This is a genomic window from Streptomyces zaomyceticus (assembly GCF_014656215.1).
GTDB classification, from domain to species: Bacteria; Actinomycetota; Actinomycetes; order Streptomycetales; family Streptomycetaceae; genus Streptomyces; species Streptomyces zaomyceticus.
Window position 1 is genome coordinate 1 of the sequence record NZ_BNBZ01000037.1, and the last position, 15262, is coordinate 15262.

Annotated in this window: 17 protein-coding genes; 10 read left to right on the forward strand and 7 right to left on the reverse strand. The window is 72.5% G+C overall.

The annotated features are described in order from the left end of the window. Positions 1-195 precede the first annotated feature (195 nt). Positions 196-615, reverse strand: coding sequence for a Fur family transcriptional regulator (locus IE311_RS31550; RefSeq protein ID WP_189835283.1), 420 nt, complete (start codon positions 613-615; stop codon positions 196-198). 125 nt (positions 616-740) lie between these two features. Between IE311_RS31550 and IE311_RS31555 the strand changes: the two genes are divergently transcribed. After that, a complete protein-coding gene (locus IE311_RS31555) occupies positions 741-2192 on the forward strand; it encodes a catalase (RefSeq protein WP_189835284.1) in 1452 nt (483 codons plus the stop codon). 85 nt (positions 2193-2277) lie between these two features. On the opposite strand, the gene IE311_RS31560 is transcribed toward IE311_RS31555, so the two are convergent. Next, on the reverse strand, positions 2278-2664 hold the full coding sequence (locus IE311_RS31560) for a CBS domain-containing protein (protein ID WP_189835285.1): 387 nt from the start codon (positions 2662-2664) through the stop codon (positions 2278-2280). A 201-nt stretch (positions 2665-2865) separates the two neighbouring features. Beyond that, positions 2866-3675: a histidinol-phosphatase gene (gene hisN / locus IE311_RS31565; RefSeq protein ID WP_189835286.1), complete on the reverse strand. Its 810-nt coding sequence runs from the start codon at positions 3673-3675 to the stop codon at positions 2866-2868. 120 nt (positions 3676-3795) lie between these two features. Here hisN and IE311_RS31570 point away from each other — a divergent pair, with 120 nt between their 5' ends. Beyond that, entirely contained in the window at positions 3796-4449 is a 654-nt protein-coding gene (locus IE311_RS31570) for a TetR/AcrR family transcriptional regulator (RefSeq protein ID WP_189835287.1), read from the forward strand. On the opposite strand, the gene IE311_RS31575 is transcribed toward IE311_RS31570, so the two are convergent. The 4 genes from IE311_RS31575 to IE311_RS31590 all read right to left on the reverse strand — a co-directional run bounded on the left by IE311_RS31575 (position 4341) and on the right by IE311_RS31590 (position 7813). Beyond that, complete coding sequence (locus tag IE311_RS31575; protein ID WP_189835288.1) at positions 4341-4664, reverse strand: DMT family transporter; 324 nt, start codon at positions 4662-4664, stop codon at positions 4341-4343. The two genes, IE311_RS31570 and IE311_RS31575, sit on opposite strands and share 109 nt — an antisense overlap. A 92-nt stretch (positions 4665-4756) precedes the next feature. Beyond that, complete coding sequence (gene rsgA / locus IE311_RS31580) at positions 4757-5770, reverse strand: ribosome small subunit-dependent GTPase A (protein ID WP_189835289.1); 1014 nt, start codon at positions 5768-5770, stop codon at positions 4757-4759. A gap of 3 nt (positions 5771-5773) precedes the next feature. Continuing rightward, complete coding sequence (aroA, locus tag IE311_RS31585; RefSeq protein WP_189835290.1) at positions 5774-7105, reverse strand: 3-phosphoshikimate 1-carboxyvinyltransferase; 1332 nt, start codon at positions 7103-7105, stop codon at positions 5774-5776. Between the two features lie 21 nt (positions 7106-7126). After that, positions 7127-7813, reverse strand: coding sequence for a M50 family metallopeptidase (locus IE311_RS31590; RefSeq protein WP_189835291.1), 687 nt, complete (start codon positions 7811-7813; stop codon positions 7127-7129). Positions 7814-7863: 50 nt separating this feature from the next. Here IE311_RS31590 and IE311_RS31595 point away from each other — a divergent pair, with 50 nt between their 5' ends. The 8 genes from IE311_RS31595 (at position 7864) to def (ending at position 15250) form a co-directional block, all read left to right on the forward strand. Beyond that, complete coding sequence (locus tag IE311_RS31595) at positions 7864-8679, forward strand: SOS response-associated peptidase (protein ID WP_189835292.1); 816 nt, start codon at positions 7864-7866, stop codon at positions 8677-8679. A 46-nt stretch (positions 8680-8725) separates the two neighbouring features. Then, positions 8726-9370 (forward strand): alpha/beta hydrolase family protein, encoded by a 645-nt coding sequence (locus IE311_RS31600; protein WP_189835340.1) that lies wholly within the window; start codon positions 8726-8728, stop codon positions 9368-9370. A gap of 242 nt (positions 9371-9612) precedes the next feature. Then, a complete protein-coding gene (locus tag IE311_RS31605) occupies positions 9613-10269 on the forward strand; it encodes a sigma-70 family RNA polymerase sigma factor (protein ID WP_187282890.1) in 657 nt (218 codons plus the stop codon). Further along, positions 10266-10583: a mycothiol system anti-sigma-R factor gene (rsrA, locus tag IE311_RS31610; RefSeq protein WP_189835293.1), complete on the forward strand. Its 318-nt coding sequence runs from the start codon at positions 10266-10268 to the stop codon at positions 10581-10583. The genes IE311_RS31605 and rsrA overlap by 4 nt, the downstream gene beginning before the upstream one ends. A gap of 142 nt (positions 10584-10725) precedes the next feature. Next, positions 10726-12234, forward strand: a complete 1509-nt coding sequence (locus IE311_RS31615; protein ID WP_229902291.1) for an HD-GYP domain-containing protein — start codon at positions 10726-10728, stop codon at positions 12232-12234. Beyond that, positions 12231-13490 carry an HD-GYP domain-containing protein gene (locus IE311_RS31620; RefSeq protein ID WP_189835294.1) on the forward strand — a complete coding sequence of 420 codons (1260 nt, stop codon included), beginning with the start codon at positions 12231-12233 and terminating at the stop codon, positions 13488-13490. Before IE311_RS31615 ends, IE311_RS31620 begins: the two co-directional genes overlap by 4 nt. 79 nt (positions 13491-13569) lie before the next feature. Beyond that, entirely contained in the window at positions 13570-14550 is a 981-nt protein-coding gene (locus IE311_RS31625) for a tetratricopeptide repeat protein (RefSeq protein ID WP_189835295.1), read from the forward strand. Between the two features lie 67 nt (positions 14551-14617). Beyond that, a complete protein-coding gene (def, locus tag IE311_RS31630; RefSeq protein ID WP_189835296.1) occupies positions 14618-15250 on the forward strand; it encodes a peptide deformylase in 633 nt (210 codons plus the stop codon). Positions 15251-15262: the final 12 nt, after the last annotated feature.

A 15262-nucleotide genomic window follows, 5' to 3' on the forward strand; every position in this document is an offset into this window, starting at 1 on the left:
GGGCTCATAACCCAGAGGTCGCAGGTTCAAATCCTGTCCCCGCTACTCAGTAGCAACGAAGGCCCGGATCCATTCACTGGATCCGGGCCTTCGTCGTGTGCGGGTGCGTCAGGTGTCGAGCGCCGTGCTCATGGCGCCGTGCTCATGAAGAAGCCCCCGCCGGAGCGGGGGCTTCACAAAGGTGTCCGAGGCGAATCAGGCGGTGCCGGCGCAGCTCGGGCAGATGCCCCGGTACGTGACCTCGACGTTCGAGATCGTGAAGCCGAAGCGCTCGGTGTCCGGCAGGTCCGCCAGCGGGTCGCCGCCCGGGTGGACGTCACGGATCGCGCCGCAGCGGCCGCAGACCAGGTGCTGGTGCGGCCGGTGGGCGTTGGGGTCGTAACGCTTGGCGCGGCCGTCGGTGGCGACCTCGAGGACCTCGCCGAGGGTCACCATCTCGCCCAGCGTGTTGTAGACGGTCGCCCGCGAGATCTCGGGGAGTCGCGTCACGGCACGGGCGTGGACCTCGTCGGCGGTCAGATGGACGTGATCACCGTCGAGGACTTCGGCCACGACGCGCCGCTGCGCGGTCATCCGCCAGCCGCGTCCGCGCAGTCGTTCCAACAGGTCACTCATGGGCGAAGCCTAACAGCCGGGGCCGGCTTCCCCGAACGGGTGTGACTTTGGAAGTTCACTTGACTTAGACAATGTCTATTGTAGGGTCGATCATGGCAGCGCAGGACAGGACGCAGGAGGCACACGTGACGCAGGGACCGCTCACCACGGAGGCCGGCGCGCCGGTCGCCGACAACCAGAACAGCGAGACGGCGGGCGTCGGCGGTCCGGTCCTCGTGCAGGACCAGCTCCTCCTGGAGAAGCTCGCCCACTTCAACCGTGAGCGCATTCCGGAGCGCGTGGTCCACGCGCGCGGCGCGGGCGCCTACGGCACCTTCACGCTCACCCGCGACGTCTCGCGGTGGACGCGCGCGGCCTTCCTCTCCGAGGTCGGCAAGGAGACCGAGACCTTCCTTCGCTTCTCCACCGTCGCGGGCAACCTCGGCGCGGCCGACGCGGTACGCGACCCGCGCGGCTGGGCGCTGAAGTTCTACACCGAGGAGGGCAACTACGACCTCGTCGGCAACAACACCCCGGTGTTCTTCATCAAGGACGCCATCAAGTTCCCCGACTTCATCCACACCCAGAAGCGCGACCCGTACTCGGGCTCGCAGGAGGCGGACAACGTCTGGGACTTCTGGGGCCTCTCCCCGGAGTCGACCCACCAGGTCACCTGGCTCTTCGGCGACCGCGGCATCCCCGCCTCGTACCGCCACATGAACGGCTACGGCTCGCACACGTTCCAGTGGAACAACGAGGCCGGCGAGGTCTTCTGGGTCAAGTACCACTTCAAGACCGACCAGGGCATCAAGAACCTCACCCAGGACGAGGCCAACCGGCTCGCCGGCGAGGACCCCGACTCGCACCAGCGCGACCTCCGCGAGGCCATCGAGCGCGGCGACTTCCCGACCTGGACCGTGCAGGTCCAGATCATGCCCGCGGCCGACGCCGCGACCTACCGCTTCAACCCGTTCGACCTCACCAAGGTGTGGCCGCACGAGGACTACCCGCCGATCGAGATCGGCAGGCTGGAGCTCAACCGCAACCCGGAGAACATCTTCGCCGAGGTCGAGCAGTCGATCTTCAGCCCGGCGCACTTCGTGCCCGGCATCGGTCCGTCCCCGGACAAGATGCTCCAGGGCCGGCTCTTCGCCTACGGCGACGCCCACCGCTACCGCGTCGGCATCAACGCCGACCACCTGCCGGTGAACCGCCCGCACGCCACCGAGGCGCGCACCCACTCCCGTGACGGCCACCTCTACGACGGCCGCCACAAGGGCGCGAAGAACTACGAACCGAACTCCTTCGGCGGCCCGTTCCAGACGGACCGGCCGCTGTGGCAGTCCGTCCCGGTCTCCGGCGGGACGGGTGACCACGCCGCCCCGGTCCATGCCGAGGACGACGACTTCGTGCAGGCGGGCACCCTCTACCGCCTGATGTCGGAGGGCGAGAAGAGCCGTCTGGTCGGGAACCTGGCGGGCTTCATCGCCAAGGTCTCGCGGGACGACATCGCCGAGCGGGCGATCGACAACTTCCGCCAGGCGGACGGTGACTTCGGCAAGCGGCTGGAGGCCGCGGTCCAGGCCCTGCGCGGCTGAGGGCGCTTGCCGTAGAGAGGGCGGGCCGGATTCCCTTCGGGGAGTCCGGCCCGCTTTCGCGTGTCCGCGCGCGAACGGGGTCCGTTCAGCTCGCGACGCTGTGCAGGGGGCTCCAGCAGCGGATGATGTCGCGCACCGAGACGACGCCGACGGGACCCCGGTCGTCCAGGACGATGAGGTGCCGGAAGCCGCCGTGCGTCATGGCCTCGGCGGCCTCCTCCAGGGTCCAGGTGGGGGCGGCGAAGACGACGTCGTGGGTGGTGTGGGCGTCGGCGGTCTCGTGGTCGGGGTCCTGGTCGCGCGCGAGCGACGTGAGGATGTCCCGTTCGGTGAGGATGCCGAGTCCGGCGTCCCCGTCCAGGACGACGGCCGCGCCGACGCGGCGCGCCGCCATCAGCCGGGCGGCCTGTCGGAGGGTGTGGGCGGGGCCGATGGTGAGGACCACGGTGCTCATGGCATCACGGACGAGCATGGGCGGAGCCACCTCCTTGGCGAAACGTTCCCGCCTTCAACGAGAACGAGTTCACAAGTTCACAAGTGGGGGGACTCTCAGAGTGACACCGGGGGAGGGGCCCGACAAGGGGGCGCGCGAGGCGCCCCCGGGGGGTGCGGGCGGCGCTCGACGGGAGGCGGTCGACCGACGAACGGCCGGTGGCGGTCGAGCGGGGAACGGTCAGTCCTGCGCGGGTTCCTGGTTCAGATAGCTCAGCAGCTCGCCGTGGAGCAGACCGTTCGACGCCGCCGCGTTGCCGCTGTGCGGACCGTGCCGCCCGTCCAGACCCGTGTACGTGCCGCCCGCCTCCTGCACCACGATCGCCACCGCCGCCATGTCCCACAGCGACAGCTCCGGCTCGGCGCAGATGTCCACGGAGCCCTCCGCGACCATCATGTACGGCCAGAAGTCGCCGTACGCCCGGGTCCGCCAGCACGCGCGCGTGAGATCGAGGAAACCGTCGAGGCGACCCTGCTCCTCCCAGCCGCTCAGCGAGGAGTACGCGAACGAGGCGTCCTCAAGGGAGGCCACCTTGGAGACCCCGATCCGGCTCGCGGAGGCCAGACTGCGCCCGGTGTACGCGCCGAGGCCCTTCGCCGCCCACCAGCGCCGGCCGAGCGCGGGGGCCGACACCACGCCCACCACCGGCTGGAAGCCGGTCTCGCCGGCCTCCATCAGCGCGATCAGGGTCGCCCAGACCGGCACCCCGCGCACATAGTTCTTCGTGCCGTCGATCGGGTCGATCACCCAGCGGCGCGGGCCCGAGCCCTCCACGCCGTACTCCTCGCCCAGGATCGCGTCCCGCGGCCTGGCGCGCTGGAGCTGTCCCCGGATCAGCTCCTCGGCGGCCTTGTCGGCCTCGCTCACCGGAGTCATGTCCGGCTTCGTCTCGACCTTGAGGTCGAGCGCCTGGAACCGGTCCATGGTGGCCGCGTCGGCGGCATCGGCGAGGACATGGGCGAGACGCAGATCATCGTGGTAATCGGCCATGGTCGGCACTCTATCTCCGTGTGATCCCTGTCCGGAGAACCGTCCACCGGCGCCCTTGACAGTGCCCCGACGCCTGCCGACGCTGAGCACGAAAACGATTCCCCGGTCCGGGAGGCGCCGATGCCGACTGCCCGCGAGGCCCTGCTCGACGCCGCGCTCGCCGCGCTCGCGTACCGGCCCTGGCCCGCCGTGCGGATGGCCGATCTCGCCGGGGCCGCCCGGGTCTCCCGGCAGACCCTCTACAACGAGTTCGGCAGCAAGGAGGGGCTCGCCCGCGCCCTCGTGCGGTGGGAGGCCGACGCCTATCTCGAGGGCGTCCGGCGGCTGCTGGCCGATCCGGCCCCGCCGGAGCGGAACCTCGTCGTCGTCGCGGAGTGGATCGTGACCCGGGCCGCCGCCCGGCCCGTGCTGCGGGCCCTGCTCACCGGAGCCTGGGACGAGCGGCTGCCGGCGCCCCGGCCGGCCAGGCCGGGAGCGCGCCCCGCGGCCGTGCCCGCCCAGCGCAGCGGCGACGAGGGACCGCCCGCGCCGGGCGAACTCGTGGCGGCCACCGTGGCCTGCGCGGGCGAGGGGTGGGCGACCGGATGCGAGCTCGTCGTCCGGCTGGCCCTCAGTCATGTCGTGGCGCCCCCGGTCCCCTCCATGGAGGGGTGGCGGGCGGGCGGTCAGTGCGCGGAGCCGGAGAGCTGGAGCCCGATGACCCCGGCGATGACCAGACTGATCGAGACGATCTTGAGCGTGGAGACCACGTCGCCCAGGAAGACCATCCCGTAGATCGCCGTCCCGGCCGCCCCGATCCCGGTCCACACCGCGTACGCCGGACCCACGTCGAGCTTCCGCAGGGCGAGGGTGAGAAGGCCGAAGCTGCCCAGGGCGAAGGCGGCGAACGCGACGGTCGGCCACAGCCGGGTGAAACCGTGCGAGAGCTTGAGGCAGACCGCGAAGCCGGTCTCGAGAAAGCCGGCCACCACCACCAGCAGCCACGCCATCGTCAGTGCCTCCCACGCCGTCGGTGACTGCTTCGTCTCACTTGGTGCGATTATGCACTTACCGGTCGTGGTCGTCCGTAAACGCGGACGGCTCAGTCGCCCTCGCGTCGCTCCCGGGTCGAGAGCAGTCGGCGCAGCGAGACCAGCCGCGCCGGATCGGCGTGACCCTCCGCCACCCACGCGTCGAGCGCGCAGTCCTGCTCGTCGTGGCTGCACGCGCGCGGGCAGTTCTCCGTGCCCGGGACGAGCTCGGGGAAGGCCAGGATCACCCGGGACGGGTCGACGTGGTGCAGGCCGAAGGAGCGCACGCCCGGGGTGTCGATGACCCAGCCGCCCTCCTTGTCGTTCAGCGGCAGGGCGAGCGCCGAGGTCGTGGTGTGCCGGCCGCGGCCCGTGACCGCGTTGACGACACCCGTGGTGCGCCGGCGGTCCGCCGGGACGAGGGCGTTCACCAGCGTCGTCTTGCCGACACCGGAGTGCCCGACGAACGCCGTGGTCCGCCCCTTCAGGTGCTCGTGGACCCGCTCGGCCGCGACCCCGTCGACGAACTCGTCGCGGGTGGTCACCACATACGGCACGCCCAGCGCGCCGTACATCTCCAGGAGCGTGTCCGGCGGTGCCAGGTCCGACTTGGTCAGGACGAGCAGCGGGGTGAGCCCGCCGTCGTACGCGGCGACCAGACATCGGTCGATCAGCCGGGGGCGCGGTTCGGGGTCGGCGAGCGCGGTCACGATCGCCAGCTGATCGGCGTTGGCGACGACCACCCGCTCGTACGGGTCGTCGTCGTCGGCCGTGCGCCGCAGCACCGAGCTCCGCTCGCCGATCCGCACGATCCGGGCCAGGGTGTCCCGCTCGCCGGACAGGTCACCGACGATCGAGACCCGGTCACCGACCACGGCGGCCTTGCGGCCCAGCTCGCGCGCCTTCATCGCCGTGACGATCCGGTCGTCGACCAGACAGGTGAGCCGCCCGCGGTCGACGGTGAGGACCATGCCCTCGACGGCGTCCTCGTGCTTGGGCCGGATGGTGGTCCGGGGACGGGTGCCCTTGCGGTTGGGCCGCTGGCGGATGTCGTCCTCGTCGGTGTGCTTGCCGTAACGCCGCATGGTTCAGGCCCCGAGCATTTCGGTCCACATCGTCGGGAAGTCGGGCAAGGTCTTCGCCGTCGTCGCCACGTCCTCGATCTCCACGCCCTCGACCGCGAGGCCGATGATCGCGCCCGCCGTCGCCATGCGGTGGTCGTGGTACGTGTGGAAGACGCCGCCGTGCAGCGGGCGCGGGCGGATGTGGAGACCGTCCTCGGTCTCGGTCACGTCGCCGCCCAGCTCGTTGATCTCCTTGGTGAGCGCCGCCAGCCGGTCCGTCTCGTGCAGCCGCAGATGGGCGACGCCGCGCAGGGTCGACGGGGAGTCGGCGAGCGCCGCGACCGCCGCGATGCCGGGAGTGAGCTCGCCGACCTCGCCGAGGTCCACGTCGATGCCGTGGATCCGGCCGGTACCGGTGAACGTCAGACCGGCCTCGGTCAGCTCGCAGGATCCACCCATCTCGGTGAAGATCTCCCGCAGCGCGTCACCCGGCTGGGTGGTGCGCGCCGGCCAGTCCGGGACCGTCACCCGGCCGCCGGTCACCAGGGCGGCCGCCAGGAACGGCTGTGCGTTCGACAGGTCGGGCTCGACGACCAGGTCCCGGCCGCGCAGCGCGGAGGGGGTCACCCGCCACACGTTCGGGGCGCCGCCGTGCTCCGGCTCGTCGACCTGGGCGCCGACCGCGCGCAGCATGTCGACCGTCATCCGGATGTGCGGCAGAGAGGGCAGCCGCGAGCCCACGTGCCGTACCTCGACGCCCTGGTTGAAGCGGGGCGCGGAGAGCAGCAGGGCGCTCACGAACTGGGATGACGAGGAGGCGTCGATCTCGACGGTGCCGCCGTCCAGACCACCGGCGCCGTGGACCGTCATGGGCAGCGCGCCCCGGCTCTCGTCGTCGATGCGGGCGCCGAGTACGCGCAGCGCGTCGATCACGCCGTGCAGCGGCCGCTCGTGGGAACGGGGGTCGCCGTCGAAGCGCACCGGGCCGTCGGCGAGCGCCGCGACCGGGGGCAGGAAGCGCATGACCGTACCGGCGTTGCCGACGTCGACGGTCGCGGGGCCGCGCAGCGGGGAGGGAAGGATCCGCCAGGCCTCGCCGGAGCCGTCGGGGCCCACGCCCTCCTCGATCTTGACGCCGAGGGTACGGAGCGCCTCGGCCATCAGGAGGGTGTCGCGGGAGCGCAGCGGGCGGCGCAGCCAGCCGGGCTCGGAGGCCAGCGCGGCGAGGACCAGGGCGCGGTTGGTGACCGACTTCGATCCGGGCACGGTGACGGTCGCGTCGACGGCGCCGCGGGCGTACGGGGCGGGCCAGAGGTCGGTGGGCGGGTCGATGTGCGCGGAAGCAGCTGCGGTCATGGAACTCACTGTACGGGGGAGTCAGAAGCCCAGGAGCCAGCGGCCGCCGCCGATCAGGGCGCAGATCGCGACCGCGTGGAAGAAGAAGAGCCATACCCCGGCGGGCACATGGGTGAGCCGCGCCAGCTGGTCGGCGTCCGAGTCGGGGGCGCCGCCGTGGCGCCGTTTCGCCTGGAGTTCGAAGGCCGGGCGGACCCCGCCGAGCAGCAGGAACCAGACCGCCGCGCAGGCGAAGGTCGACTGGACCTCGGGACCGCCCAGCAAGGAGACGAGGAGGAACGCCGCGCTCGTGAGGACGACCGTGAGGATCCCGTACGCGTTGCGGACCATCACGAGCAGTGCGAGGAGCAGGACGGTGGCGATCCACAGGAGCAGGGTGACCCGGTGGGTGCCGAGCAGGGCGGCGCCGCCGAGGCCGAGCAGCGGGGCCGCGGGGTAGCCGGCGGCCAGGGTGAGGACCACGCCGAGGCCGGTCGGGCGGCCCCGGCTCACGGTCAGTCCACTGGTGTCCGAGTGGAGCCGGATCGCCTCGAGGCGACGGCCGGTGGCGAGGGCGACGAGCCCGTGCCCGCCCTCGTGGGCGATGGTGATCGCGTTGCGGGCCGGCAGCCAGAGCGCGCGGAAGACGACCAGGCTCAGCGCGCACCCGCCGGTGAGGTAGACGATCCACTCGTCCGGAGGAGGCTGGGTGCCGAGGATCTCTGTCATTTCTCGGACGGCTCCTCGGTCGGGTTCGGGATCGTGGCAGTGTGGCACGTATGTGCGGACGGTATGCAGCGAGTCGGCGGCCCGAGGACCTCGTCGGCCTTTTCGGGGTGGAGAAGTGGGAGCCGGAGGAGACTCTGGCCCCGGACTGGAACGTGGCCCCCACCAAAGAGGTCTGGGCCGTTCTGGAGCGTCCTCTGAAAGACGCAGAATCGCGGCGTCCGGTTCGCCAGCTGCGCGCGTTGAAGTGGGGCCTGGTGCCGTCCTGGGCGAAGTCGCCGGAGGGCGCCGCCCGGATGATCAACGCGCGCGCGGAGACCGTGGACGAGAAGCCCTCCTTCAAGCGGGCCTTCGCCGCCCGCCGGTGCATCCTGCCCGCCGACGGCTACTACGAGTGGGTGACGGGGTCGGGGGAGCGGGACCTGGAGGTCGAGGGGAAGAAGAAGCGGCCCCGGAAGCAGCCGTACTTCGTGACCCCGGCCGACGGTTCCGTCTTCGCGATGGCCGGTCTCTACGAGTTCTGGCGGGACCGGACCCGGCCCGACGCCGACCCCTCCGCGTGGTGGGTCACCTGCTCGGTGATCACCACCGAGGCGGAGACCGGTCCGCTGGGCGTGGCCCCCGAGGAGGGCCCGCACTCGCTCGCCGACATCCACCCCCGGATGCCGCTGATGCTCACGGAGGACCGCTGGGACGCCTGGCTCGACCCGGCGCGCACCCACCCGGAGGAGCTGCGCGGGCTGCTCGCCCCGCCGCCCGGGGGACTCATGCGGGCCTACCCGGTGGCGACCGCGGTCAGCAACGTCCGCAACAACGGACCGGAACTTCTGACGGAGCTGGAGGGCCCGGAGGAGGGCACGCTCTTCTGAGCCCCGTCCGCCGCGCCCGTGGGGGCAGGATGGGGGCGTGACCGACGTGACACAGTACGAGACCGTTTCGACCGACGCCGGTGAGGCCCGGATCACCTGGTACGAGGGGACGCGGCCGTGGGCCGTGCTCGCCCTCGGCCACGGCGCGGGCGGCGGCGTCGAGGCCCGCGACCTCCAGGCCCTGGCCGGCGCCCTGCCCGCACGGGGCGTGACCGTCGCCCTCGTCGAGCAGCCCTGGCGGGTCGCGGGCAAGAAGGTCGCGCCCGCCCCGAAGACCCTCGACACCGGCTGGCGCGGCCTCTGGCCGGCCCTCGCGCGGCCCGGCCTCCCGGTGATCGCGGGCGGCCGCAGCGCCGGCGCCCGGGTCGCCTGCCGGACCGGGCGCGAGCTCGGCGCGCTCGCCGTCCTCGCGCTGAGCTTCCCGCTGCACCCGCCGGGCAGGCCGGAGAAGTCCCGCGCCGAGGAACTCCTCGGCACCGGGCTGCCGACACTCGTCGTCCAGGGCGGCAACGACCCCTTCGGACGCCCCGAGGAGTACCCGGAAGGCTCCTACGGCCTCGTCGGGATCCCGTACGGGGACCACGGCTTCGCCCTGCCCAAGCGCGCCCCCCTCGGCCAGGACGAGGCCATGGAACTGCTCGTCGAGGGTGTCGCCGAGTGGATCTCCTCGCTGCCTCGCGGCACCGGCTGACGAACCGGGAATGCCGAGCCGGGGAGCACTGTTGTTCCGGGCGTCGGTGTGAGAGCAAAGAAGAGGGAGTCCGTCGCATGGGTTCGACCATCTGCCCGGAGCGCGCGCAGGCCGCTGACCTCGACTGGACAGTGCTGCCCGCTCCCAAGGGTGCCCAGATTCGGGCGGCGGGCGGAGCGGTTCCTCGTCTATCCTCCGAAACGAGCGGGTCCGCCCTCGGGCTCGCCGCCGCGCTGGAGGAGGTGGGTCCGGTCACTGGGACCGACACAGGGACCGACGACGGCCCCGAGGAGACGACCGAGGAGCGCAACGCGCGCTTCGAGCGGGACGCCCTCGGCTTCCTCGACCAGATGTACTCGGCCGCGCTGCGCATGACGCGCAACCCCGCGGACGCGGAGGACCTCGTGCAGGAGACGTACGCCAAGGCGTACGGATCCTTCCACCAGTTCCGCGAGGGTACGAATCTCAAGGCCTGGCTGTACCGCATCCTCACCAACACCTTCATCAACTCGTACCGCAAGAAGCAGCGTGAGCCCCAGCGCAGCGCCGCCGAGGAGATCGAGGACTGGCAGCTCGCCCGCGCCGAGTCGCACATGTCGACCGGGCTGCGCTCAGCCGAGTCGCAGGCCCTCGACCACCTTCCCGACTCCGACGTGAAGGAGGCCCTCCAGGCCATCCCCGAGGAGTTCCGCATCGCGGTCTATCTCGCGGATGTCGAGGGCTTTGCGTACAAGGAGATCGCGGACATCATGGGGACACCCATCGGTACGGTGATGTCCCGACTGCACCGGGGCCGCCGCCAGCTGCGCGGCATGCTCGAGGACTACGCCCGCGACCGCGGGCTGGTACCCGCGGGCGCCGGAGAGTCGTCGAACGATCTGAAAGGCTCGGGCTCATGAGCTGCGGAGAGCCGCACGAGACGGATTGCTCAGAGGTCCTGGATCATCTCTACGAGTTCCTCGACAAAGAGATGCCCGACAGCGACTGCACCAAGTTCGAGGTGCACTTCGAGGAGTGCTCCCCGTGCCTGGAGAAGTACGGACTCGAGCAGGCGGTGAAGAAGCTCGTCAAGCGCTGCTGCGGCAGCGACGACGTCCCCACCGATCTGCGGTCCAAGGTCATGGGCCGGATCGACCTGATCCGCTCGGGACACCCGGTGCCCGAGCAGGAGATCGCGCCGATAGTGCCGGCGACACCGGCTCCCCAGGAGTGACACCCGCCCCGTAGCGGGAGAGAAGGCCGTCGCGACACGCCCGCGGCGGCCTCCTTCGTATATCAGCTTGTATCACCCGATGGTGCGAATCGGCGCCACCCCGCCGTCCCGGGCCGTCCGACTCGCTAGCGTGACGGACGTGATGGGCGTCAAGGTGATTCCGCGCGCGGCCCGCGTCTACATCGGCTGCGCCCTGCTCGGCGCCGGGGCCTGCGCCCTGCCCGCGCTGCGCCCCGGCGCGGCCACCCCCTGGAGCACCGTCGCGCTGCTCGCCGCCCTGTACGCGCTCTGCGAGCTGCCCGCCCGCTGCCGCGTCCTGGGCCGCGCGTTCGGCGGCTCCGTCCCCATGGGCACCGGCTCCTTCTTCCCCGTCCTCCTCGCCGCCGCCCTCCTCCTGCCGCCCGCCGCCGCCGCGCTCACCGCCCTGCCCGGCAGCCTCCTCGCCCGCGTCGACGAACCCCCGGCCGCGCCCCGCCGCGCCTGGCGGGCCGCGGCCACCGTCCGCGCCGTCTGGGCGGCCGCCCGGACCGCCGACGCCCTGAGCTGCGCCACCGCCCTCGGACACGGCCCCGACGCCCCCGACTTCCCGTACGCGCTGCTGCCCGCGGGCGCCGCCGCGCTCACCTTATGCCTGGTCCTGACCGCCCTCGACGGCGGCATCCGGGCGACCGCCGACGGGCTGCCGCCGCGGACCGCCTGGCGCGGGCTCCTCGGCCGGGCACTCGCCCCGCACGCCGTGCACGGGCTCGCCGGACTGATGATGGCCGTGCTCTGGCGCAGCTCGTACGGGCCGGTCTCGGCGCTCTTCGTCCTGCTTCCGATGTACATCTCCTGCTGGGTCTTCGCCCAGTACCACCGAGAGCGGGCCGCCCACCAGGCCACCATCCGCGCCCTCGTCCAGGCCGTCGACATCAAGGACCGCTACACCCGCGGCCACAGCGAACGGGTCGGGCACGCCTCCGTCCTGATCGCCCGTGAGCTCGGCATGGCGGAGGAACGGCTCGACGTCGTACGGTTCGCCGGCATCCTGCACGACGTCGGCAAGCTGGGCGTGCCCACCCGGGTGCTCCGCAAGGACGGGCCGCTCACCCCTGAGGAACGCCGGGTCATCGAACTGCACCCCGAGTACGGGCACGAGATGGTCCGGGGCATCGGCTTCCTGGGGGAGGCGCGGGGCGCGATCCTCCACCACCACGAACGCATGGACGGCAGCGGCTACCCGTACGGGCTGCGGGGCGAGGAGATCCCCGAGTTCGCGCGCGTGGTCGCCGTCGCCGACTCCTTCGACGCCATGACCTCCACCCGCTCCTACAGCAGGGCCCGACCGGTGCCGACGGCCGTCGCCGAGCTGGAGCGGTGCGCCGGCAGCCAGTTCGACCCCCGGATGGTCGCCGCACTCGTCCGGGCCCTGGACCGGCACGGATGGCGGCCGGCGGTGACCGCCGACGAGTCCGCGCCGTCCGTCCTTCCCGCCTCCCCCGCCTCGACCGCCTCCCCCGCCTCGACCGCCCCGTCCGTCCCGCCCGGCGGACACGTGCCCACGCCGCGCGAGGCGAAGGCGCCCACGCCGCGCGAGGCGGCCGCGCCCCCGGCGCGAGCGGCCGACGCGCCCGTCGAAGATCCGGACGTACGGTCCAGGGAGCGCGCGTGAGGCCCGGCGCCCGCACCGTCGGCGCCGTGCACGGGGCCGCGCTGCTGCTGGGCCTCGCCGGTGTCGGCTCCACCCTCTGGTACGGCGTCGACGAACCAGGCAACGCCCTCGCCTTCGGCACCCTCATGGTCCTCGGCGAGTTCGCCCGCTGGGGCGCCGCACCCGACGAACGCGAGCCCGCCCCGCTCGCCGCCGCCGGGGCCCTCGCCTATGCCCTGCTCGGGGCGAGCGCCGGGACCGCCACCACCCACGGCGTCCTCCAGATCGTCGCCGTCGTCGTCGCCGCCGGCCTCGCCGGGATCGTCCCCCACCTCGCCCGCGGCCGGGAGCCCGGCCTCGGGCATCTCGCCCGCCGTGTCCTCACCGTCGGCTTCGCCGCGCTCTGCTTCCAGCCCCTCTACAACTCGGGGGCCGTCGTCCAGCACCTCGGCCAGGGCCCGCCGTACGCCCTCTTCCTCGTCCTGCTGCTCGTCCTGACCGCCCTGTGCGACGCGGTGCTCGCCGCCCTCGTGCTCCGGGCCCGCACCGGATTCCCGTACGGCCCCCTCCTCCGGGACGAACTGCGCGCCCTCCTCGGCATCGGCTCGGCCGTCTGCGCCACCGGCACCGTCATGGCGCTCGGTGTGGCCGCGGCGGGGCTGTGGGCGCTGCCCGTCCTCGCCGTTCCGCTCCTCCTCACCCAGGTCTCCTTCCGGCGCTACGCCGCTGTGCGCACGGTCAACCGGCAGACCATCGCCTCCCTCGCCCGGGCCACCGAGATCGCCGGCTGCACCCCGCCCGGGCACGCCCACCGGGTCGCCGCCCTCAGCGCCGCCGTCGGGCGGGAGCTGGGTCTCCCCGGGGCCGAGCTGACCGTCCTGGAGCACGCGGCGCTCATGCACGACATCGGACAGCTCTCCCTCGTCGACCCGGTCGCGGGCGGCGCCACCGCCCTCCTGCCGGCCGAGGAGCAGCGCCGGATCGCGCTCCTGGGCGGCGAGGTCGTCCGCAGGACCGGCGTCCCCGAGGCCGTCGCCGTCGTCGTCGAGCGCCAGGCCGACCCGTACCGGGAGCAGCCGACGGCCGCCCGGATCGTCCGCGCGGTGAACGCCTACGACGACCTCGCGGGAGGCGAGGGCGCGGGTGCCGCCCTCGACGCCCTGGAGCGGCTCCGGCTGGGCACCGCCCGCGACTATCACCCGGATGTCGTCGAATGCCTGGCCAGAGTCCTGGCGCGGGGCGGAGCGGCTGGGGTGACCTCCGTCGCCTCTGGGTAACCCATGGGTAATGAGCGCGCGTCCGACCGGGCATGGTTGGATGCGAACAAGAGGGTGAAGCGACCGGCAGGCGGGAATCGTGAAGATCTTCGGGAAGGTACGGCATCGGCCCTCCGCCTCATGGCGGCAGGCCACCGACCGCGCGTTCACGCTGATCGGCGACGGCCGGTACGAGGACGCGGGCGCACTTCTGACGCGCGCGGCCGATCTCGAGCCATGGCTCTCGGAGTCCTGGTTCAACCTGGCGCTGCTGCACAAGTTCCGGCACGACTGGGAGCAGGCGCGGGCCGCCGGGCTGCGCGCGGTCGCGCTGCTCGACAAGGAGACCGGGGCCCCCGACTGGTGGAACGTGGGGATCGCGGCCACCGCGCTCCAGGACTGGCCGCTGGCCCGCCGTGCCTGGCAGGCCTATGGACTGAAGGTGCCCGGCGCAGCCGCCGGCACCGGTGAGCCCGCCGGCATGGAGCTCGGCAGTGCCGCCGTCCGGCTGTCGCCGGAGGGCGAGGCCGAGGTCGTGTGGGGCCGCCGGCTCGACCCGGCCCGGATCGAGGTCCTCTCCGTCCCGCTGCCGTCCTCGGGGCGCCGCTGGGGCGAGGTCGTCCTCCACGACGGTGTGCCGAACGGCGAGCGGACCACCACCGCGGGCCCCTCCTACCCCGTCTTCGACGAGATCGAGCTGTGGGCTCCCTCGCCGGTCCCCACCTGGGTGGTGCTCCTGGAGGCCGCCACGGAGGCCGACCGCGACGCCTTGGAGCAGCTGGCCGCGGAGGCCGGTTTCGCCGCGGAGGACTGGTCGTCCTCCGTGCGGCTGCTCTGTCGTGCCTGCTCCGAGTCGACCATGCCGAGCGCCGAGGGCGAGGGCGAGCACTCCGACCCGCACGACCACAGCGAGCCGGGCCATCCCGGGCCGCTCGGCCACCGCTCGCCGGGCGAGCTGTGGGTGCCGGAGCGGGAGTGCGGCATCGCGGCCCCCGCGGGTCTGGTGCGCGGGCTCCTCGACGGCTGGGTGGCGGACAGCCCGGACAGCCGTGAGTGGCGTGATCTCGAAGAGGTCTGCTGAGCGTTCCCGCCGGGGCCCGTAGGCTGTCCTCCGACGGAATCGGGTTTTCAGGAAGGCGCGGCCGGACATGGCGCAGCAGGAGACGGACGACCAGACGATCAACGACGGCTTCGTCGTGGACACGGAGGACTGCGAGGCGCGTGAGCTCGCCCACCGTGAGCGCGGCACGGCCCGCCCGATCACGGTGGTCGGCAACCCGGTGCTCCACAAGGAGTGCAAGGACGTCACCGAGTTCGACGCCGAGCTCGCGCAGCTGATCGACGACATGTTCGCCAGCCAGAAGGCCGCCGAGGGCGTGGGCCTGGCCGCGAACCAGATCGGTGTGGACCGCAAGGTCTTCGTCTACGACTGCCCCGACGACGAGGGCGTCCGGCACACCGGCGTCGTGATCAACCCGGTCCTCCAGGAGATCCCGGCCGAGCTGCGCGTCCTGGACGAGTCCAACGAGGGCTGCCTCTCCGTCCCGACCGCCTACGCCGAGCTGGCCCGCCCCGACTACGCGGAGGTCCACGGCCAGGACGCCCAGGGCAACCCGATCAAGGTGCGCGGCACGGGCTACTTCGCCCGCTGCCTCCAGCACGAGACGGACCACCTGTACGGCTACCTGTACATCGACCGCCTCTCCAAGCGGGACCGCAAGGACGCCCTGCGCCAGATGGAAGAGGGCACCCCGCGCTACGAGACGGTGCCGAACGCCTGATCGCCGTGGACA

Excerpts from the sequence above, each read along its gene's own strand:
- IE311_RS31550 (WP_189835283.1), bottom strand. The coding sequence starts at position 615 with ATGAGTGACCTGTTGGAACGACTGCGCGGACGCGGCTGGCGGATGACC.
- IE311_RS31560 (WP_189835285.1), bottom strand. The coding sequence starts at position 2,664 with ATGCTCGTCCGTGATGCCATGAGCACCGTGGTCCTCACCATCGGCCCC.
- hisN (WP_189835286.1), bottom strand. The coding sequence starts at position 3,675 with ATGGCCGATTACCACGATGATCTGCGTCTCGCCCATGTCCTCGCCGAT.
- IE311_RS31570 (WP_189835287.1), top strand. The coding sequence starts at position 3,796 with ATGCCGACTGCCCGCGAGGCCCTGCTCGACGCCGCGCTCGCCGCGCTC.
- IE311_RS31575 (WP_189835288.1), bottom strand. The coding sequence starts at position 4,664 with ATGGCGTGGCTGCTGGTGGTGGTGGCCGGCTTTCTCGAGACCGGCTTC.
- rsgA (WP_189835289.1), bottom strand. The coding sequence starts at position 5,770 with ATGCGGCGTTACGGCAAGCACACCGACGAGGACGACATCCGCCAGCGG.
- aroA (WP_189835290.1), bottom strand. The coding sequence starts at position 7,105 with ATGACCGCAGCTGCTTCCGCGCACATCGACCCGCCCACCGACCTCTGG.
- IE311_RS31590 (WP_189835291.1), bottom strand. The coding sequence starts at position 7,813 with ATGACAGAGATCCTCGGCACCCAGCCTCCTCCGGACGAGTGGATCGTC.
- IE311_RS31595 (WP_189835292.1), top strand. The coding sequence starts at position 7,864 with ATGTGCGGACGGTATGCAGCGAGTCGGCGGCCCGAGGACCTCGTCGGC.
- rsrA (WP_189835293.1), top strand. The coding sequence starts at position 10,266 with ATGAGCTGCGGAGAGCCGCACGAGACGGATTGCTCAGAGGTCCTGGAT.
- IE311_RS31615 (WP_229902291.1), top strand. The coding sequence starts at position 10,726 with ATGGGCGTCAAGGTGATTCCGCGCGCGGCCCGCGTCTACATCGGCTGC.
- def (WP_189835296.1), top strand. The coding sequence starts at position 14,618 with ATGGCGCAGCAGGAGACGGACGACCAGACGATCAACGACGGCTTCGTC.